Here is a 14,496-nt window from a genome sequence, read left to right as displayed (position 1 = left end):
TGCATATCACTTTTTGATTGGACTGTCCAGTGCCGTCACTATATCAGTGTCGCTCCCTGTAAGCATCTTCATTTTTTGTTTTTTGATTTTCTTCTTCTTATTACAATCACTACTGCAATCGCCGCGATAATAATTCCAATTAGTACTGGGAGAGGAATTGGAATCTGATCAAGTACTGAGTCATGTGTGTGACCAGTATTTGTCTGGGGTGCTCTTCCTACAGATACGGTTCCATTCAAGACTACAAAATGTTGAATCTTTAGATCGTCTGCATATACAACTTTGAATGACACAGGATATGATCCTGGCTGGAGAGAGTTTATGCCATTAAGGGGAATGCTAAACGGTATGGGTGAGTCAGGAGTCAAATCTCCCAAGAACTGCGGAGCCATGGCTTGAGATCCTGCACCCATTCCACCGCCTCCACGAGTACGACCAGAACCACCAGCACCTCCAGAGCCTCCACCATTGTAGCTGCCAGAGCCTCCACCATTGTAGCTGCCAGAGCCTCCACCATTGTAGCTGCCAGAGCCTCCACCATTGTAGCTGCCAGAGCCTCCACCATTGTAGCTGCCAGTACCGTTACCAGTCATGTTTGCCATTCTTGCCGCCCTTATGTCTTGCAAGATTGGAGATTTGTAAAGTTGTACTGTAGTATACAAGCCAGTCGTACTTCCTTGATTTAACAAACTGCCTGCTAGGTTTGGAGTATTTCCAACATAGTTTACTGCCAACCCATATAGTTGCGGCTTGACATCTCCTATTACAAATGCACCAAGTGTAAGCGAATTAGTATTTGTCTGCCCTTGAGATACATAATTTGCAGTCAGAGTAAACGATGTCGGGGTATCAATCAAGGAATTGGCCGCAAATACACTGGTTGATAATATTCGTTGTTCACCTGGTGCCAGTGTCGGAATAGACCACGTAGATTGTCCTACAACAGAAACAGAAGTAGACGAGGCAGACGGTACAAGTGAGATCACTACGTTGGATGCAGTATTCGTACCATTATTTGATACGACAAAATTCAGATTAGATAGATTTCCCGAAGTTATGACAGGAGATGTATTGTTACCAGCATACGCCAGACTCAATGATTGTGGTGGTACTGGAGCAATGAATATGCCAGTATCTAACTGCGTGGTCAGCTGTTTACCCCACGCATTTTCGTATACTAGCGATACCGATACATCCTGAGTTTGGCCAGCTGCAGAAGTGGCAGGAAAGACGGTGATGCTTATTGGTGCAGAACTGTTAGCTGGAATAACACCCAGGTTGAATTGATTAGCCCCAAGATTGACAAGATTGGTTGTAGTCGATGACAGTGTTAGAGTACCTGTTGATCCTGAACCGGAATTTCCTTTTTGACCAAGATTTGTGATTGTGGCTACCACACCAGTGGCAGGGGCCGAACCCTTGTTCAAAACAGTGATTGTCATAGGATCAGCCTGTGCAGCAGTTATGGTTTTTGTATCTGTTGATATATCCATGATTACTTTGCCTGGAAGAACAAATGGGACTTCAAGTAATGCTGAAGTACAACTCTGGACACCAAATCCTGCTGCGCCTACTCCTATTTTGTAATTAACTACCAGGTTAGTGCCAAATGTACCAACCTTGGCACTATCTAGCACGTCAACATCAAAAAATAATATGAATGTACCACCAGCAGCCACTTGACCATAATAGCTAGCAAGTGCGAAATTGCTTGTTGCTACCTTTGATGCAGGATTATATTGTTGGAGAAGTTGTGGTATCTTGCTTTCACCAGTTGCAGCAAATCCAGCTGGCAAGTTCAGATACGCAGTTACCGAGTTCAGAGGATTATCTCCTCTATTATTTAATACGACCGCAAATACTTCAGCACCTTCTCCTGGTCCCACTTCTTTTTTAATTGGATTAGTGGCAGATACGCTAGTATCTACTACTCCTTGATCAACCCAATATGCATCTACCACTACAGGTCCTTGATAGTTGCTATCAATTGTTGTGGTAAGTGGTGGTGAGCAGTCATTTTCCTGCATGACTTGTGCCGACGCTGATATTACACTGATTGATGAAGCAAACAACATCACAATCAAAGCAACAGACGCAATCTTTGGTACAAGATCTCTTCTGAAAACAATATGAAACGTTTTAGATGAGCTAGTTTGTGACATCGCGCTCGATTCTCCCATCTTTTATCAATATAGATCTGTCTGTGGATTCTGCAAGTTCTGGATTGTGTGTTACCATAATTATTGTACGCTTGAACTTGTGTGATAACGTCTTGAGCATATCAAAAACATCGTCTCCGGTTTTTGTATCAAGATTACCAGTAGGTTCATCTGCCAAAACAATAGTAGGATTATTTACCAAAGATCGAGCAATTGCCACTCTTTGTTGTTGACCTCCACTAAGATTAACGGGTTTTTGTGTTGCCTTGTCTGCAATTCCCAGAGCTTCCAAGATTTTCATTGCACGCATGTTAGTTTCAGTTCCGTCCATGCCAGCTATTGTTCCGGGCAATTTTACATTCTTGAGAACAGTGGTCCTGTTGATAAGATTGAATGATTGGAAGATAAATCCGATGAGACCATTTCTCATAGTGGCTATTTGTGAGTCGTTCAAGGAAAATATGTCAATTCCATTGATATAGACATTGCCAGAAGTTGGTCTGTCTAGCGCGCCAATCATATTGAGAAGGGTCGATTTTCCGCTACCTGAGGGCCCCACTATAGAAACAAATTCGCCTTTTTTCACAGTGAAATTAATGTTATCTAGTGCCACAACTTTTCCTGCAACAGAATCAAATATCTTGGATAGATTTTTGACTCCAAGTGCTATGGAGTTTGAATTGGCGTCAAGCTCTGTTAATTCGCTTACCATTTTAGCAGAACTGTTCCTGACACCTGATTTATCTTTATTCAAAAGGATTGCTACACTCCGGGTTGTCTTTTACGGTATAATTAAATGACTTTACAAAAAATTTATCAAGATTGTAAAAAAAATAATCGCCATGCAAAATACATGATGACAAGTGTTTCATCATAAAATGATAGTATGAGTGGGCATATCTATCAAAGGAGCATGCACTAGGATCAAAGGGGTTGTGAAAAACTCTCGTTTCCTCCGCGATAGAACTTAAAATCATGCCCACGTTACTCTCATCCATCAGCGCAATTAAATAATTGTCAAACTTTGTTCAGGAACATTGTTACTGCAAGATACATCAAACAAGAATAGATCTTGCAAAAATATCATGTAAAAGCTTAATACAGAATTTTACTTCCAACAAGGCGATATCCTTGTCGCATGAGTATCGTGATCGGGTCTATATAAGAAAGGATATACTTTTGAAGCTCACAGAATTTGGCGAGCTAAACCAAACAAATCTTCTAAGCTATTGTGGTTTAAACTTGATGAAACATAAGGACATACTAGAAAGCCTGGAACGGAAAGGCTTCATAAAAAGGACAGAAATACCATGGGGAACAAGAAAGTGATAAAGTATTCAGTCACAGAAAAAGGCAGGCAGCTCTGCAAGATGGTTTTGGAGCCTTATGAGGAGATCTTTCCAAGAAGTGAAAAAAGTGTTCAAGAACAAGGTTAGCGAAATGTTTTATTTATACGCAAGGTAGTTGGTCATCAAATTGTCTAACCCAGATAAAGAATCAAGTGAAGACACAGACAACAAAGAGTCTCCAGAAAACCTGTTTAAAATGATAGATGATCTTCTAACTCATACAAATAGCTCAAGGCGCATATTTCTCATCTTTATTGCATCTGCCCTAATTTTTGCCCCTGTCGCACTTGTGATGGGTGGAATACTTCTAGGTCACCCACGATACAGCATATCTAACCTTGAAAGTCATCACGAAGCAGATGGGCAACAACATGACCTTTGGCAACATGACACATAACGGTACTCAGTTATTCCTAGTTGAAAAGAATGGCAATTCCATTGTTAGGGAGATTCCTTTCCATCCACCTTTTCGTGCCATGCATCAAGATATGCCAATATTTTTAGGAATTCAAATATTCATCTTTATCTGCATAATATTTGCAGCAGTATTGCTCTTTGTTGCACTCAAGGAGTATAGATTCTTTTCAAAATGGAATGGCAGATACAAGAAATACAAATCAACACAAGACAAGATAGATGACGAATTGGGTAGGGATTAAACAGTATTTCCAATTGCATTTCTTGCCGGACAATTAACATATTTATCAGATATTCAGTGTAGCAGAAAATTTAATGCCACATGACTTTCGATACCCATTTTATATGATCACTAACCTTGTTAACGAACAAGGTGGCGCAATCCATTATAAATCAAATCCACTATATACAGTGCAATGAACATACAAGAACTGAAGACACATCAGAAACTGCTTGCAGTGATTCTGGGCGTTGCAGTGATTGCCTCAGTAGGCGGCTCACTTGCATATGCACAGACAGCAGGCTCTGAGTTCAGGTCAGACACAGACACCGATACAGGGTTCAGTAAACCTTACACAGATGATTCTATCTAGTGTAAAGATCCAATTTGTAACCGCTGCAGGAACAGCTGCAGGACAGGTAACAGGAGGACAGGTGCTATCAGGAGGTCTTGTGGTAATGCACGGCTCTCCAGTCTATGCCTTCAAGGTAACAGACGGAAAAAGCGTCTATTCTGTAATAGTAGATGCAGGAAACGGAAGCGTACTCAAGACATCACAGGGTCATCCATTGACTTTATCTTCCTTGATTGGAGGCATGGGCGGCCATGGAATGATGATGCACGGACACATGGGAATGATAAAGCCAAGCGGCAGTACGGCCAAGTGGCAGCACAGCACCAGTGGAACTACCCCAAGTGACTTTCAAGAGTAAACTCTAGAAAGCCTTTTTCTTATTTTATTTTTTTATGTTTTTATGCGTTAGAGTATTTTAGGATATTATCATACATCACTCTAACAATTTCTTTATTGTTGTAGAGGCCAGAGTTACAAAAACAACTGTAGCGATTACTAACACCAGTATATCAACTGGTAAATTTTCATACGTTCCAGCAAGAAGCATTGACCTAATCGCATCCACGACATAGCTGAGTGGATTTGCTATTGAGATATACTGGAGCCAGATAGGCATTATTGCTATTGGATATATGGCATTACTTGCAAAGAAAAGCGGCATGGTTAATGCTTGACCAATCCCCATCATCCTGTCCCGAGTTTTCAGATATGATGCAAGAAACATTGAAAAACTTGAAAAACACATCGCAAAAAGTATTACAACAGCAAAAACACCTGCAATGTCAAGTGGATCAAACCTTATCTTGACTCCAATTATCAACGCCAAAGCAAATATCATTATGGCTTGAAAAATTCCCCGCAGACCAGCTGCAAGCGATTTTCCAAGAACTATTGACGAGCGCGGAGATGGAGTTGACAAGAGCTTGGTAAGTATTCCAACATCTTTTTCCCAGACTACAGTTATGCCATAAAAAATTGAGATAAACAAGACTGATTGCGCCAGTATGACCAGGAGTGAGAAACTGGATATACGAAAAATTACCAGATGGCATGGCTCTAATGGTGTTAAGGGTCTCGCCAAAAACAAGTAACCAGAGGGCAGGTTGGATAATCCTAGTCCAAAGCTCAGTTGAATCATGACGAATTTTTCTTGCCTCCATCTCTGCAATTGTGATAGAACTGGCAAGGAATCTCCCGATGTTCATCTTGCGCGCCTCACAAAGTCACGGCGAGTTCTACGGGTAGCTTTGTACATTTCATCTCCAAGTCTTCGTTTGGCATATTTCATAAAAACATCATCCAAGTTTGCCTTGTTAATTGAGATCGATTCGACCTTAATTTCGTGTCCTCTAAAGAAATCTGCGATGAGTGGAATCGCTTCTTCGCCATTAGTTGTCAGAATCTGAATAGATTTTTCATCACTGTGTATGACATTTCCTATCTCTTTTGGTAATGTCATGATTGGAGGAGTGGATGCAAGATTCACCGTGACAATATCTCCTCCTACATCTCTTTTCAATTCCTCAGGAGTTCCCAAGATTGCTATCTTGCCTTCTGACATGATTGCTATCCTGTCACAGAGTTCATCTGCCTCGCTCATGTCATGAGTTGTGATAAGAATGGTAACGCCGAACTCTTGGTTTAATTGCTTGATATTTTTCCATACTTGTTTTTTTGATGAAGGGTCAAGACCAATACTTGGTTCGTCTAAAAGCAAAATCCTTTGGTCTGTTTACAAGCGCTTGTGCTATCTCTAACCTGCGCATCATTCCTCCACTATAACGCTTGACAAGATCATTTGCTCTGCTTGAAAGATCCATGTACTCTAACGCATCTCTTATTCTTTCATTGCGTTCCATCTTATTTACATACGATAATTTAGAAAATATCAATAAATTTTCATATGCAGTAAGATCAGTGTCAACAGAGATGCTCTGTGGTACATATCCAAGCATTTCTCTTACAGTCTCTGGCGATTTGAAGACATCTACTCCAAGCACATGCAAGGTACCAGAGTTTGCCTTGGTGAGGGTTATTATCATTTTAATTGTAGTAGTTTTTCCTGCTCCATTTGGTCCAAGCAAACCAAATATCTCCCCCTGTTTAACTGAGAAACTTATTTCATCCACTGCCCTAATGTTATCACGATAGACTTTTGTTAAATGATCTGCCTCTATTGCAGTTATTTCTTGTATGTTGTGATCATCAAAAGTAGAATTCATGAAAACATCGTTGTTATCACATGTGTTGCATGTGTAATATAATAGAATCATATTTGATTATCAAATAGAGAACTACCATTTCATTCAAATTATAATACAATTTGAGACTAGATGTATCGAGTTTACAAAATGGAATACAAATGGATTGTGCTAACAAATACTACACTGGCAATTCTAATGGCATCACTTGATGCCAATATTGTCATAATAGCTTTGCCTAAGATCTCATCTGATCTTCATGCATCAATACTTGAGACAATATGGATTGTCTTGTCCTATGGACTTGTCACTACTACCGTTCTTTTGAGTTTTGGAAGACTTGCGGACATGTTTGGTCGAGTCAAACTATACAATCTTGGACTTGTAGTATTCACAGTTGGTTCTGCCCTTTGTGGTTTTTCCAACTCTGGTCAGGAATTGATTTTATTTAGAATAGTTCAAGCACTTGGGGCAGCGTTTCTTTTCTCAAACAGTGCAGCCATACTGACAGATGCATTTGACGTAAAAGAGCGCGGTAAGGCACTAGGACTAAACCAAGTGTCCATAGTAATAGGCTCTGTAACAGGACTGGTTTTAGGAGGATTGTTAACTGATACGCTTGGCTGGAGATACATATTTTGGGTAAATATCCCAATTGGGATATTTGGAGCCGTATGGTCTCACATAAAGCTCAGAGAACTCGGGACAAAAACTGGTGGTAGAATTGACTGGATAGGTAACTGTCTTTTGGCTTCAGGACTGGTTTTGCTTTTGCTTGGGCTAACACTTGGACCATTGCAGATACTATCTGAGATTGTAGAGTTGCTCATGATTTTTGGCGGTCTTGCATTATTGGCACTATTTGTATTTGCAGAATCAAAGATAGAGGATCCTATGTTTGATGTACAACTATTCAGACTACGAATCTTTACCACTGGAAACTTTAGTGTATTTCTCAATGCATTGCAAGAGGCGCACTCATATTGATTATGACATTTTATCTGCAAGGTCCTACCATGAAGCTTAGTGCGTTACAGGCTGGACTATATCTCATCCCGGTATCATTTACAATAGCAACATTTGGTCCGATAAGCGGATGGCTCTCCGACAAATATGGGTCTAAGTTTTTCATCATAGGTGGTCTTTTGACATCTGCGGTTGGATTTCTAATTCTTACTAGATTACAACCACATGAGAATTTTTCACATCTTCTGATACCACTTGTGTTAGTGGGCTCTGGCATGGGAATGTTTGCAGCACCCAACAGAACAGCTGTGATGAATTCAGTTCCAGCGCACAGAAGAGGTACTGCATCTGGCATGAGCACTACTCTTGTAACTCTAGGAAATATCTTGAGTCTTGGGTTATCATTTTTAATTATTACACAAGCAGTGTCAGTTTCTGATCTTGAAACAATCTTTACTGGTGGAAATTCTAATTTTACAAATGCAATAAACTTTGTTAATTCTATTCATGTGATCTTTTTCTTGTCTGCAGCAGTGCTATTGGCTTCCATAATCCCCTCAATAATCGAACGTCCCCTCCGACCACGGAGTTGAGCATCCGCAAATTTCAAGAACATGGTAAAATCATGTCATGAAAGAGATAATCAAATGCGTTTTTGTGGATTATTAATTTTGCAAATATAGGGACAGTTGTTTTAAAAATTCTTGGACTGATTTACACTCTGGGTGTAAATCTCAGCCCAGTCTTGGTCGAGATTGCAATTATTGATACGATTGCAATTGCAAGTACCATGGCTGCTATTGCGCCAAATTCTGGAACTACGAATGTACCTATTATCTCTATTTGTGATGTTCCATCAGTGAATGGGATTTGGAGTGTTCTTGCAGTAGCAGTATTGCTAGTCTCTTGGAATTGGTCGTTTTCTTGACCATCATTTAGTACAAAGAACTGGTCATCACTGTTGTCAGTCTTCTTTGCATCAATTAGTGCTCTTGGCATGTTAATTGTCAATGTGCCATCGCCACTTGATTGGATTGACACAATTAGCGACTTGGAATTGGTGTCAGCCTTGATATCAAGAACCTTACCATTTGTGATGCTATATGTTACTGTCATGTTAGTACCATCTACAGGAATGGTGGTTCCTGAAGAGACGTGTGAACCTGAGAACTGGAATGTTGTTGTCGCAGACCTGTCTGGCCCGCCATATTGTACATATGCAGAGTATGCACCAGCAGCTTGCCACAATGCACCACCTGCTGTTAGACTGGTTGAGAATGTTTTATCGGTTCCTACTTGGATTTGATTAATTGTCACAATATTTCCAACAGGATTTCTTAGAATAAGCGTAAGAGGAGTATCACCGAGATAATCTTTTGTAGCACCTGAAATCATTATCTTGTCACCGTCATTGTAAGACGATTTATCGGTTGTAATTGTGACTACAGGTGCAGTCAGACTCGAACCTACCATTTTACCCGAATTGCCAGATTCATTTGTTATCATGTAGGAAGGAGGGGGCAGATTGGCAGGAATTGAATAATTGTAAGTCGGGTGAGAAAGTGAGTTGGGAGTAGAAGTATAACTAGAACCCGTATTCATGGCAGAATGGGATGCCGTGGAATTGGAACTCATGTGCATTGTTGAGTTTGTCATGGTAGAGTTTGAGCCCATGTTCATGGTGGAGTTTGACGTAGTAGAATTGGAACCTGTAGAATTAGAGGCGGCAAATGCAGGAGCTGCTCCAGCGGCACTTAACAAAATACCAAGTAATAACAGCCCTTTAGCGTTAATCTTCACTAAGGTCGAGTCTGTTTTCTTGTATATAAGCAATTGATTAAAATTAATTAATTTCTGAATGAATTGCAATTGGCAAAACTTGGGTCCAGAATCAGTTTTTTAGTCCCGTTTCTTCCCCTAGGTTACCATTTATCTCCACGAAAGATCTTAGATCGTTTAAAGAATGGCATACAAAATCAGTGTTGCCAAGAAAAAGACAGGAACTAGTCTGGCTGCACATGTGGGAATAGATCCAGAAGTGGACTATGAGATAGGAGTATTCTTTGGTTCCAAACTTGATGAACTCACAGAGGCCGGAAGAAACAAGATCATGACACTTTCATCAAAAAACCAAATCTTTGCATGGGCACTTGGTCACGGAGCTGGACTGAAATTTAAAAAAAATTCCTTTGAAGTCAAAAAAATGATATTGAATTTTGCAGACAAGAGCCCATATTTTTCAGGAGGGCTGGGACATGGCCTTTCAAGACACATAAGAAAACTTGCAACATCCAACTCTCTTGAACCAATCATGGAGTTTGCAGAAGAGCATCCAGTATTTGCCTTTGATCTGGCATATGATCTTGGATATCATTTTGGTGCATTTTCAGAAAAAATAAAGCAGACGATATACCACATTGCAACAAAAAATGATCAATTTGCATTTCGGGTAGGTGACGCCATAGGCGGAATATATGAGGAACTAGAAAGTAGAGACAGGGAATTTGTCATGGACTATACAGGAAAAAATAAACATTTTTCAAAAGGATTTTCCAAGTCGTCGCATAAAAAAGAGTTATGAGTAATTTTGTATTTTATATTGTCTTTTGATAACAATCCAATACTTACAGTGCCCCAAACTCCTTGGTCCACTTGGTGTATCTATCCAGCATGGCATCGTTAACACTGGGCTTTCGTCTTGTAATAACATCCTCAAAGTCTTTTGTGGTTATGTTTCTAGGTTGAGATCCACCAGCAATGTCTTTTTTCTGCGAATCCATTTTTTCGAAAAACTCGTCAATGATTTGCAATTGTGTGGACTGACAGATATCTTTGATATCACTTGCACTGTACCCGGAGGTAGCTGCAGAAAGCTTTTTCAGATCTATCGAGTTTTCACCTTTGATTTTTGAAATATAAAGAGAAAACAGATTTTCCCTTGCTTCAAGAGAAGGAAGTGGGATGTAGATCCTCTTTGTAAATCTCCTAAGAAACGGCCAATCCAAGTTCCACGGTTTGTTGGTTGCTGCCATCACGTACATTTGAATGTCCTTTCCTTTGCTGTTGATTCCATCCATCTCTGTTAGAAATTGGTTTTTTACTCTCACTTCCCCGCCGTTCTCACTTTGTGTATCTCCAAGAAGTGAGTCAACTTCGTCTATAAGCATGATAACAGGATTGGTTTTTGATGCATATCCTCGCGCCATAGTAAATAGCTTGGATACATTTTTCTCCGCTTCTCCCAGCCATTTATTCATCACCGACGCTGCATCCACATTTATGAAATCTCCTTGTATCTCACTTGCAGATGCAGCTGCAAGAAGAGTTTTTCCACATCCGGGAGGCCCGTAGAGAAGGATTCCCCGCGGCCAACCAAGAGTAAACAAGTCTGGTCTTCTAGTAGGATAGACTATTGATTCTCGCAGTGCCCTTTTGGCATCTTCGTGACCTATTACTTCGGTCCAGCTAACATTTGGTTTTTCTTTGAGTATCATCTTGTCCATTTCACCGCCACGGACAGGTACGTTTGCAGTAGATCCTGGCTTCATGTCATGCGTGGGCTTTGCGTCAGATCTTGGTCTAACGTCAGAGTTTGGAGTAGATTCATCGTATCCACGTAGAGAGTTTATCTTTGATTGGTATACGCTACAACGGTCTTTGTATACAGTGTTTATTGGGTTTTCAGGAAAAAGTTGAATCATCTTAAGTAATGCATCAACAGCTCTTTGATAGTTTGCAACTGCCATACCGTTTGCGCCTGTCTCCTCTTGTCTTATTGCCTCTGCAGCATACTTGCTGGCAATAGCTTCTAGTTCTACTACAGCACTCATACCTACAGTAATCTATGCATACGACTCAAAATCATAAAATGTGAAGGTATGTATGATTATTTGTTAAATTAATTACATTCAATCTACGTTCAACAAATAATTCGCAAGAAAAATACAAGCTGCAATCAGTTGCAATAAATTACTATGGGCAATACGTATGATGACAGTTGGGTTGTCTGAAAGAATGCAGCGTTAGTGCTGATTAACTATCAATCTCTCAGAGTTTATGAAAAAATCCCTCTAATACAGAAATTGCCTTGCTGAAGATCTCTTCAGGCACGTTTACTATTTGACGTACCACTGCGGCTGAACTAGTTTGTTGCGGGTTTGAGCTTGATGAAGCAGTATTACTTGATTCACTTGATGATGTTGATGTGGAAGGAGATGATGCTGGAGATCTGGCTGAAGATACGGATGGAGTGGATGACGTGACAGATGGAGTTGTAGATGCAGTAGAAGACGAAGATCGAGGAGATGATGGCGTAGATGGAGAAGATTGAGTTGATGGTGCAGATGTAGTTGAGGGAGTTGTAGATGCAGTAGAAGACGAAGAGGGAACTGATGATTGAGATGGCACAGGTGGAGTTGTCTGTTCAGTAGACGGTGTAGAAGATTGTTGTGGAGAGTTGATGGTGTAGATGGGGTTGATGGCGCTGGAGATTGTGTAGAAGATTGAGCGGATGACGATATGGATAATGATGAGGTACCAGAACTTCCTGAATGAGTAGAATCTCCAGCATAGGTAGCAGTTATTGTTATTCCTCCAGATATGCTAGTAGGCGGAGTATACGTTAGAGTACATTTATTATTTGAAAGTATACACACATTTGGACTAAAAATTCCTCCTGCACCATTATCGCTCCACGATATTGATGCCAATCATGGAAGAAGACGGGTTTGAAGTGTCAGTAACAGATGCTGTTACCATAATTGAACTTCCCGGAGTAAATGTCGTAGAACTTGATGTAACGGAGGTGGTTGTTGCATCGGTTTTATTTGTCGATACTGGCGATGTAGATATTTGCGATATAGCTGAGCTGCTTGAATGAGTACTATCACCAGAGTAAGTAGCATTAATTGTAATTACATTTAGAGGATTTGCCGGAGAAGTGTACGTTGTTACACATGTCGCAGATGGCAATGTGCAAGAGACTGGATTGAACGTGCCGCCATTGTTATTGTCATTAAATGAAACAGTGCCTGAAAGTGTAGTAGGTGAGCTTGATGTATCACTTGTTTGAACTGTAAAAGTTAATGTTCTGTTGGAAGGTAATACAGCAGAATTTGGTGTTATAGTTGTGCTTGTAGGATTGAGGTGATTTATCGTCAAAGTTGATGAGCCACTACTTGTGGTATGAATAGAATCTCCTCCATAGCTTGCAGTTATTGTAACCGTAGAAGGAGAGTTGGTGGCGATAGTATATGACGTGGTACAACCACCCGATGCCAATATGCATGATGATGGACTAAATGTTCCCCTGGCATTATTATCACTCCAGGATACTGTCCCAGTAGGGGTGGTGGGAGAGCTTGAAGTGTCACTAACAGTGGCAGTAAACGTTACAGATGAACCAGGATTTGCGGTGGACCGATTTGATGATACAGTAACAGATGTAGAATCCGTGCTGCTTTGAACTGAAGTGCTATTGCTGTCAGTAAATATGATACTGCTATCTGCCATTGCAGGCAGGATAGTGGCAAATCCACCTAAAAGAGACGAACCCAGGATGCAAAACACAAGTAAAAGTGGAATTGCTGAATTTCGCACATTTGATTTACCGCTGACATTCAGTTTATCTGGAGTCATAGGGCTATTTTCACACATCTGCTCCTTGAAAGGAGTTTTGAGATAATATGATTCATTGTAGAACCTTGACAACTTGCATGTGAAGAATTTTAGATTTTACAGAAAGAATGACACGAGCGAACAGTCAAGCCCCACCCAATGTTACTATTAGGTCAGTAGCAAAACCTGCGCAGACTCCAACAAAAATTCCAGCCATAAGTACATTGTTTGTGGCCTGTTTTCTTCCAGAATGATACATCAGCATTGTTACATATATCAGTGCGCCTCCTGCAATTGACAGGAATAGTATGTATGCAATATTTGAAAATACTAGACTTCCCAGAACAGTTCCAAGAAATGTAGGGCCCCCTCCGACAAGGCCTGCCACAAGTAAAAATTTCGCAGTAGGTTTTTTCAAGACTCCTGTAAGTGGTCCTGCAATTCCAAACCCCTCGGTGGTGTTGTGTGCTCCAAATCCAATTATCAGAAGAATTGCCAAGCCAATCTCACCTGCAGCATATGACTGACCTATAGCTAGCCCTTCACTAAAATTGTGGGCTCCTATACCCACCGCAATCATCATTGCAAGTCGGTATGCGTTTGTATCATTGAATACTCTTTTTAGATGATCATCTCCAGCTCGGATATTTTCAAGTGAGAGTATGTCGGGAGTATTTTTTGTCATGGTCTTGTGTTCATACAACGTGAGCCCAAGCAATCCAATCGCAATACCTCCAAAGAGTGCCAAAAGGTCAACTATTGCATCTCCAAGTGGCCCTTTTCCCGCAAATGCCGCAGTTGCAGCATCAGACGCAGTCTCATAACCATGACTGAACACGTCAATTATGAGAAATACCAGAATTCCAAGCGCAATAGCGTTAAGAAATCCTTTCTTGGTTGCACTCAGACTCTTCATTACGGCAAGTGGCAAGCCCAAAAAGATAGTGAAACCGGCTATTGCTCCAAGTATTAGAAGTTGAGAATATTCCATGATTTGTTATCACCCACACAGATAGAATCGTGCCGCAAAATTGGCGTCTTTTATTATGAAATTGCGTTTTATGCATCTCATTAGGACAACCTAATTTTAACAGTCATTTAACTTTATAGTGAATTTGATTTCAAAACAAATATTGATTCTAATAACTTAGAATATCGTGACTCTACTAGGTTTACAAGCAGATTTTTGGATCTGTTTTTCTAACAAGATGGG

General features: G+C 40.4%; 20 protein-coding genes. 10 read left to right on the top strand and 10 right to left on the bottom strand.

Annotated elements, in window-relative coordinates:
- Positions 1 to 68: 68 nt before the first annotated feature.
- On the bottom strand, positions 69 to 2,180 hold the full coding sequence (locus DYY67_RS10065) for a COG1361 S-layer family protein (protein ID WP_178084788.1): 2,112 nt from the start codon (positions 2,178 to 2,180) through the stop codon (positions 69 to 71).
- Positions 2,149 to 2,913: an ABC transporter ATP-binding protein gene (locus DYY67_RS01735; protein ID WP_255492657.1), complete on the bottom strand. Its 765-nt coding sequence runs from the start codon at positions 2,911 to 2,913 to the stop codon at positions 2,149 to 2,151. Before DYY67_RS01735 ends, DYY67_RS10065 begins: the two co-directional genes overlap by 32 nt.
- A gap of 556 nt (positions 2,914 to 3,469) precedes the next feature.
- Here DYY67_RS01735 and DYY67_RS10435 point away from each other — a divergent pair.
- The 5 genes from DYY67_RS10435 (at position 3,470) to DYY67_RS01710 (ending at position 4,858) form a co-directional block, all read left to right on the top strand.
- Positions 3,470 to 3,595 (top strand): hypothetical protein, encoded by a 126-nt coding sequence (locus tag DYY67_RS10435; protein WP_255492655.1) that lies wholly within the window; start codon positions 3,470 to 3,472, stop codon positions 3,593 to 3,595.
- A 40-nt stretch (positions 3,596 to 3,635) separates the two neighbouring features.
- Positions 3,636 to 3,905, top strand: a complete 270-nt coding sequence (locus DYY67_RS01725; RefSeq protein ID WP_166390229.1) for a hypothetical protein — start codon at positions 3,636 to 3,638, stop codon at positions 3,903 to 3,905.
- Positions 3,868 to 4,167: a hypothetical protein gene (locus tag DYY67_RS01720; RefSeq protein ID WP_166390227.1), complete on the top strand. Its 300-nt coding sequence runs from the start codon at positions 3,868 to 3,870 to the stop codon at positions 4,165 to 4,167. The genes DYY67_RS01725 and DYY67_RS01720 overlap by 38 nt, the downstream gene beginning before the upstream one ends.
- A gap of 174 nt (positions 4,168 to 4,341) precedes the next feature.
- Positions 4,342 to 4,518 carry a hypothetical protein gene (locus tag DYY67_RS01715; RefSeq protein ID WP_166390225.1) on the top strand — a complete coding sequence of 59 codons (177 nt, stop codon included), beginning with the start codon at positions 4,342 to 4,344 and terminating at the stop codon, positions 4,516 to 4,518.
- On the top strand, positions 4,505 to 4,858 hold the full coding sequence (locus DYY67_RS01710) for a PepSY domain-containing protein (protein ID WP_166390223.1): 354 nt from the start codon (positions 4,505 to 4,507) through the stop codon (positions 4,856 to 4,858). Before DYY67_RS01715 ends, DYY67_RS01710 begins: the two co-directional genes overlap by 14 nt.
- Before the next feature lie 75 nt (positions 4,859 to 4,933).
- Here the strand turns inward: DYY67_RS01710 and DYY67_RS01705 are convergent, their stop codons facing one another.
- The 3 genes from DYY67_RS01705 to DYY67_RS01695 all read right to left on the bottom strand — a co-directional run bounded on the left by DYY67_RS01705 (position 4,934) and on the right by DYY67_RS01695 (position 6,773).
- Positions 4,934 to 5,638: an ABC transporter permease gene (locus DYY67_RS01705; protein ID WP_255492660.1), complete on the bottom strand. Its 705-nt coding sequence runs from the start codon at positions 5,636 to 5,638 to the stop codon at positions 4,934 to 4,936.
- Positions 5,639 to 5,701: 63 nt separating this feature from the next.
- On the bottom strand, positions 5,702 to 6,217 hold the full coding sequence (locus DYY67_RS01700) for an ATP-binding protein DrrA1-3 family domain-containing protein (protein ID WP_166390221.1): 516 nt from the start codon (positions 6,215 to 6,217) through the stop codon (positions 5,702 to 5,704).
- Entirely contained in the window at positions 6,186 to 6,773 is a 588-nt protein-coding gene (locus tag DYY67_RS01695) for an ATP-binding cassette domain-containing protein (protein WP_255492654.1), read from the bottom strand. The genes DYY67_RS01700 and DYY67_RS01695 overlap by 32 nt, the downstream gene beginning before the upstream one ends.
- A gap of 78 nt (positions 6,774 to 6,851) precedes the next feature.
- Here DYY67_RS01695 and DYY67_RS01690 point away from each other — a divergent pair, with 78 nt between their 5' ends.
- Complete coding sequence (locus DYY67_RS01690) at positions 6,852 to 7,688, top strand: MFS transporter (RefSeq protein ID WP_166390219.1); 837 nt, start codon at positions 6,852 to 6,854, stop codon at positions 7,686 to 7,688.
- Between the two features lie 2 nt (positions 7,689 to 7,690).
- A complete protein-coding gene (locus DYY67_RS01685; protein ID WP_166390217.1) occupies positions 7,691 to 8,260 on the top strand; it encodes an MFS transporter in 570 nt (189 codons plus the stop codon).
- 121 nt (positions 8,261 to 8,381) lie between these two features.
- Here the strand turns inward: DYY67_RS01685 and DYY67_RS11405 are convergent, their stop codons facing one another.
- On the bottom strand, positions 8,382 to 9,467 hold the full coding sequence (locus DYY67_RS11405; RefSeq protein WP_166390215.1) for a PEFG-CTERM sorting domain-containing protein: 1,086 nt from the start codon (positions 9,465 to 9,467) through the stop codon (positions 8,382 to 8,384).
- Between the two features lie 163 nt (positions 9,468 to 9,630).
- Between DYY67_RS11405 and DYY67_RS01675 the strand changes: the two genes are divergently transcribed.
- Positions 9,631 to 10,248: a hypothetical protein gene (locus DYY67_RS01675; protein WP_166390213.1), complete on the top strand. Its 618-nt coding sequence runs from the start codon at positions 9,631 to 9,633 to the stop codon at positions 10,246 to 10,248.
- Positions 10,249 to 10,291: 43 nt separating this feature from the next.
- Here the strand turns inward: DYY67_RS01675 and DYY67_RS01670 are convergent, their stop codons facing one another.
- The 3 genes from DYY67_RS01670 to DYY67_RS10425 form a co-directional block, all read right to left on the bottom strand.
- Positions 10,292 to 11,497 carry an AAA family ATPase gene (locus DYY67_RS01670; RefSeq protein ID WP_166390211.1) on the bottom strand — a complete coding sequence of 402 codons (1,206 nt, stop codon included), beginning with the start codon at positions 11,495 to 11,497 and terminating at the stop codon, positions 10,292 to 10,294.
- Positions 11,498 to 11,714: 217 nt separating this feature from the next.
- Positions 11,715 to 12,074 (bottom strand): hypothetical protein, encoded by a 360-nt coding sequence (locus DYY67_RS01665; RefSeq protein ID WP_166390208.1) that lies wholly within the window; start codon positions 12,072 to 12,074, stop codon positions 11,715 to 11,717.
- Positions 12,075 to 12,350: 276 nt separating this feature from the next.
- Entirely contained in the window at positions 12,351 to 12,947 is a 597-nt protein-coding gene (locus DYY67_RS10425; RefSeq protein ID WP_255492651.1) for a hypothetical protein, read from the bottom strand.
- A gap of 1 nt (position 12,948) precedes the next feature.
- Here DYY67_RS10425 and DYY67_RS10420 point away from each other — a divergent pair, with 1 nt between their 5' ends.
- Together DYY67_RS10420 and DYY67_RS10415 are read left to right on the top strand one after the other, a co-directional pair.
- Positions 12,949 to 13,131, top strand: a complete 183-nt coding sequence (locus DYY67_RS10420) for a hypothetical protein (protein ID WP_255492650.1) — start codon at positions 12,949 to 12,951, stop codon at positions 13,129 to 13,131.
- 12 nt (positions 13,132 to 13,143) lie between these two features.
- A complete protein-coding gene (locus tag DYY67_RS10415; RefSeq protein ID WP_255492649.1) occupies positions 13,144 to 13,350 on the top strand; it encodes a hypothetical protein in 207 nt (68 codons plus the stop codon).
- A gap of 78 nt (positions 13,351 to 13,428) precedes the next feature.
- Here the strand turns inward: DYY67_RS10415 and DYY67_RS01655 are convergent, their stop codons facing one another.
- Entirely contained in the window at positions 13,429 to 14,274 is an 846-nt protein-coding gene (locus DYY67_RS01655) for a ZIP family metal transporter (protein ID WP_168711815.1), read from the bottom strand.
- Between the last annotated feature and the right edge of the window lie 222 nt (positions 14,275 to 14,496).

The sequence above is a fragment of the Candidatus Nitrosotalea sp. TS genome (genome assembly GCF_011319465.1).
GTDB lineage: Archaea > Thermoproteota > Nitrososphaeria > Nitrososphaerales > Nitrosopumilaceae > Nitrosotalea.
Note: the sequence above shows the minus strand (reverse complement) of the source record. Positions and strands in the feature narration are given on the sequence as shown.

Bases quoted from the DNA above. Each gene is read 5' to 3' on its own strand.
- DYY67_RS10065 (WP_178084788.1), bottom strand. From the start codon at position 2,180: ATGGGAGAATCGAGCGCGATGTCACAAACTAGCTCATCTAAAACGTTT.
- DYY67_RS10435 (WP_255492655.1), top strand. From the start codon at position 3,470: ATGGGGAACAAGAAAGTGATAAAGTATTCAGTCACAGAAAAAGGCAGG.
- DYY67_RS01720 (WP_166390227.1), top strand. From the start codon at position 3,868: ATGGGCAACAACATGACCTTTGGCAACATGACACATAACGGTACTCAG.
- DYY67_RS01715 (WP_166390225.1), top strand. From the start codon at position 4,342: ATGAACATACAAGAACTGAAGACACATCAGAAACTGCTTGCAGTGATT.
- DYY67_RS01710 (WP_166390223.1), top strand. From the start codon at position 4,505: ATGATTCTATCTAGTGTAAAGATCCAATTTGTAACCGCTGCAGGAACA.
- DYY67_RS01705 (WP_255492660.1), bottom strand. From the start codon at position 5,638: ATGATTCAACTGAGCTTTGGACTAGGATTATCCAACCTGCCCTCTGGT.
- DYY67_RS01695 (WP_255492654.1), bottom strand. From the start codon at position 6,773: ATGATTCTATTATATTACACATGCAACACATGTGATAACAACGATGTT.
- DYY67_RS01690 (WP_166390219.1), top strand. From the start codon at position 6,852: ATGGAATACAAATGGATTGTGCTAACAAATACTACACTGGCAATTCTA.
- DYY67_RS01685 (WP_166390217.1), top strand. From the start codon at position 7,691: ATGACATTTTATCTGCAAGGTCCTACCATGAAGCTTAGTGCGTTACAG.
- DYY67_RS01675 (WP_166390213.1), top strand. From the start codon at position 9,631: ATGGCATACAAAATCAGTGTTGCCAAGAAAAAGACAGGAACTAGTCTG.
- DYY67_RS01670 (WP_166390211.1), bottom strand. From the start codon at position 11,497: ATGAGTGCTGTAGTAGAACTAGAAGCTATTGCCAGCAAGTATGCTGCA.
- DYY67_RS10420 (WP_255492650.1), top strand. From the start codon at position 12,949: ATGCATGATGATGGACTAAATGTTCCCCTGGCATTATTATCACTCCAG.
- DYY67_RS01655 (WP_168711815.1), bottom strand. From the start codon at position 14,274: ATGGAATATTCTCAACTTCTAATACTTGGAGCAATAGCCGGTTTCACT.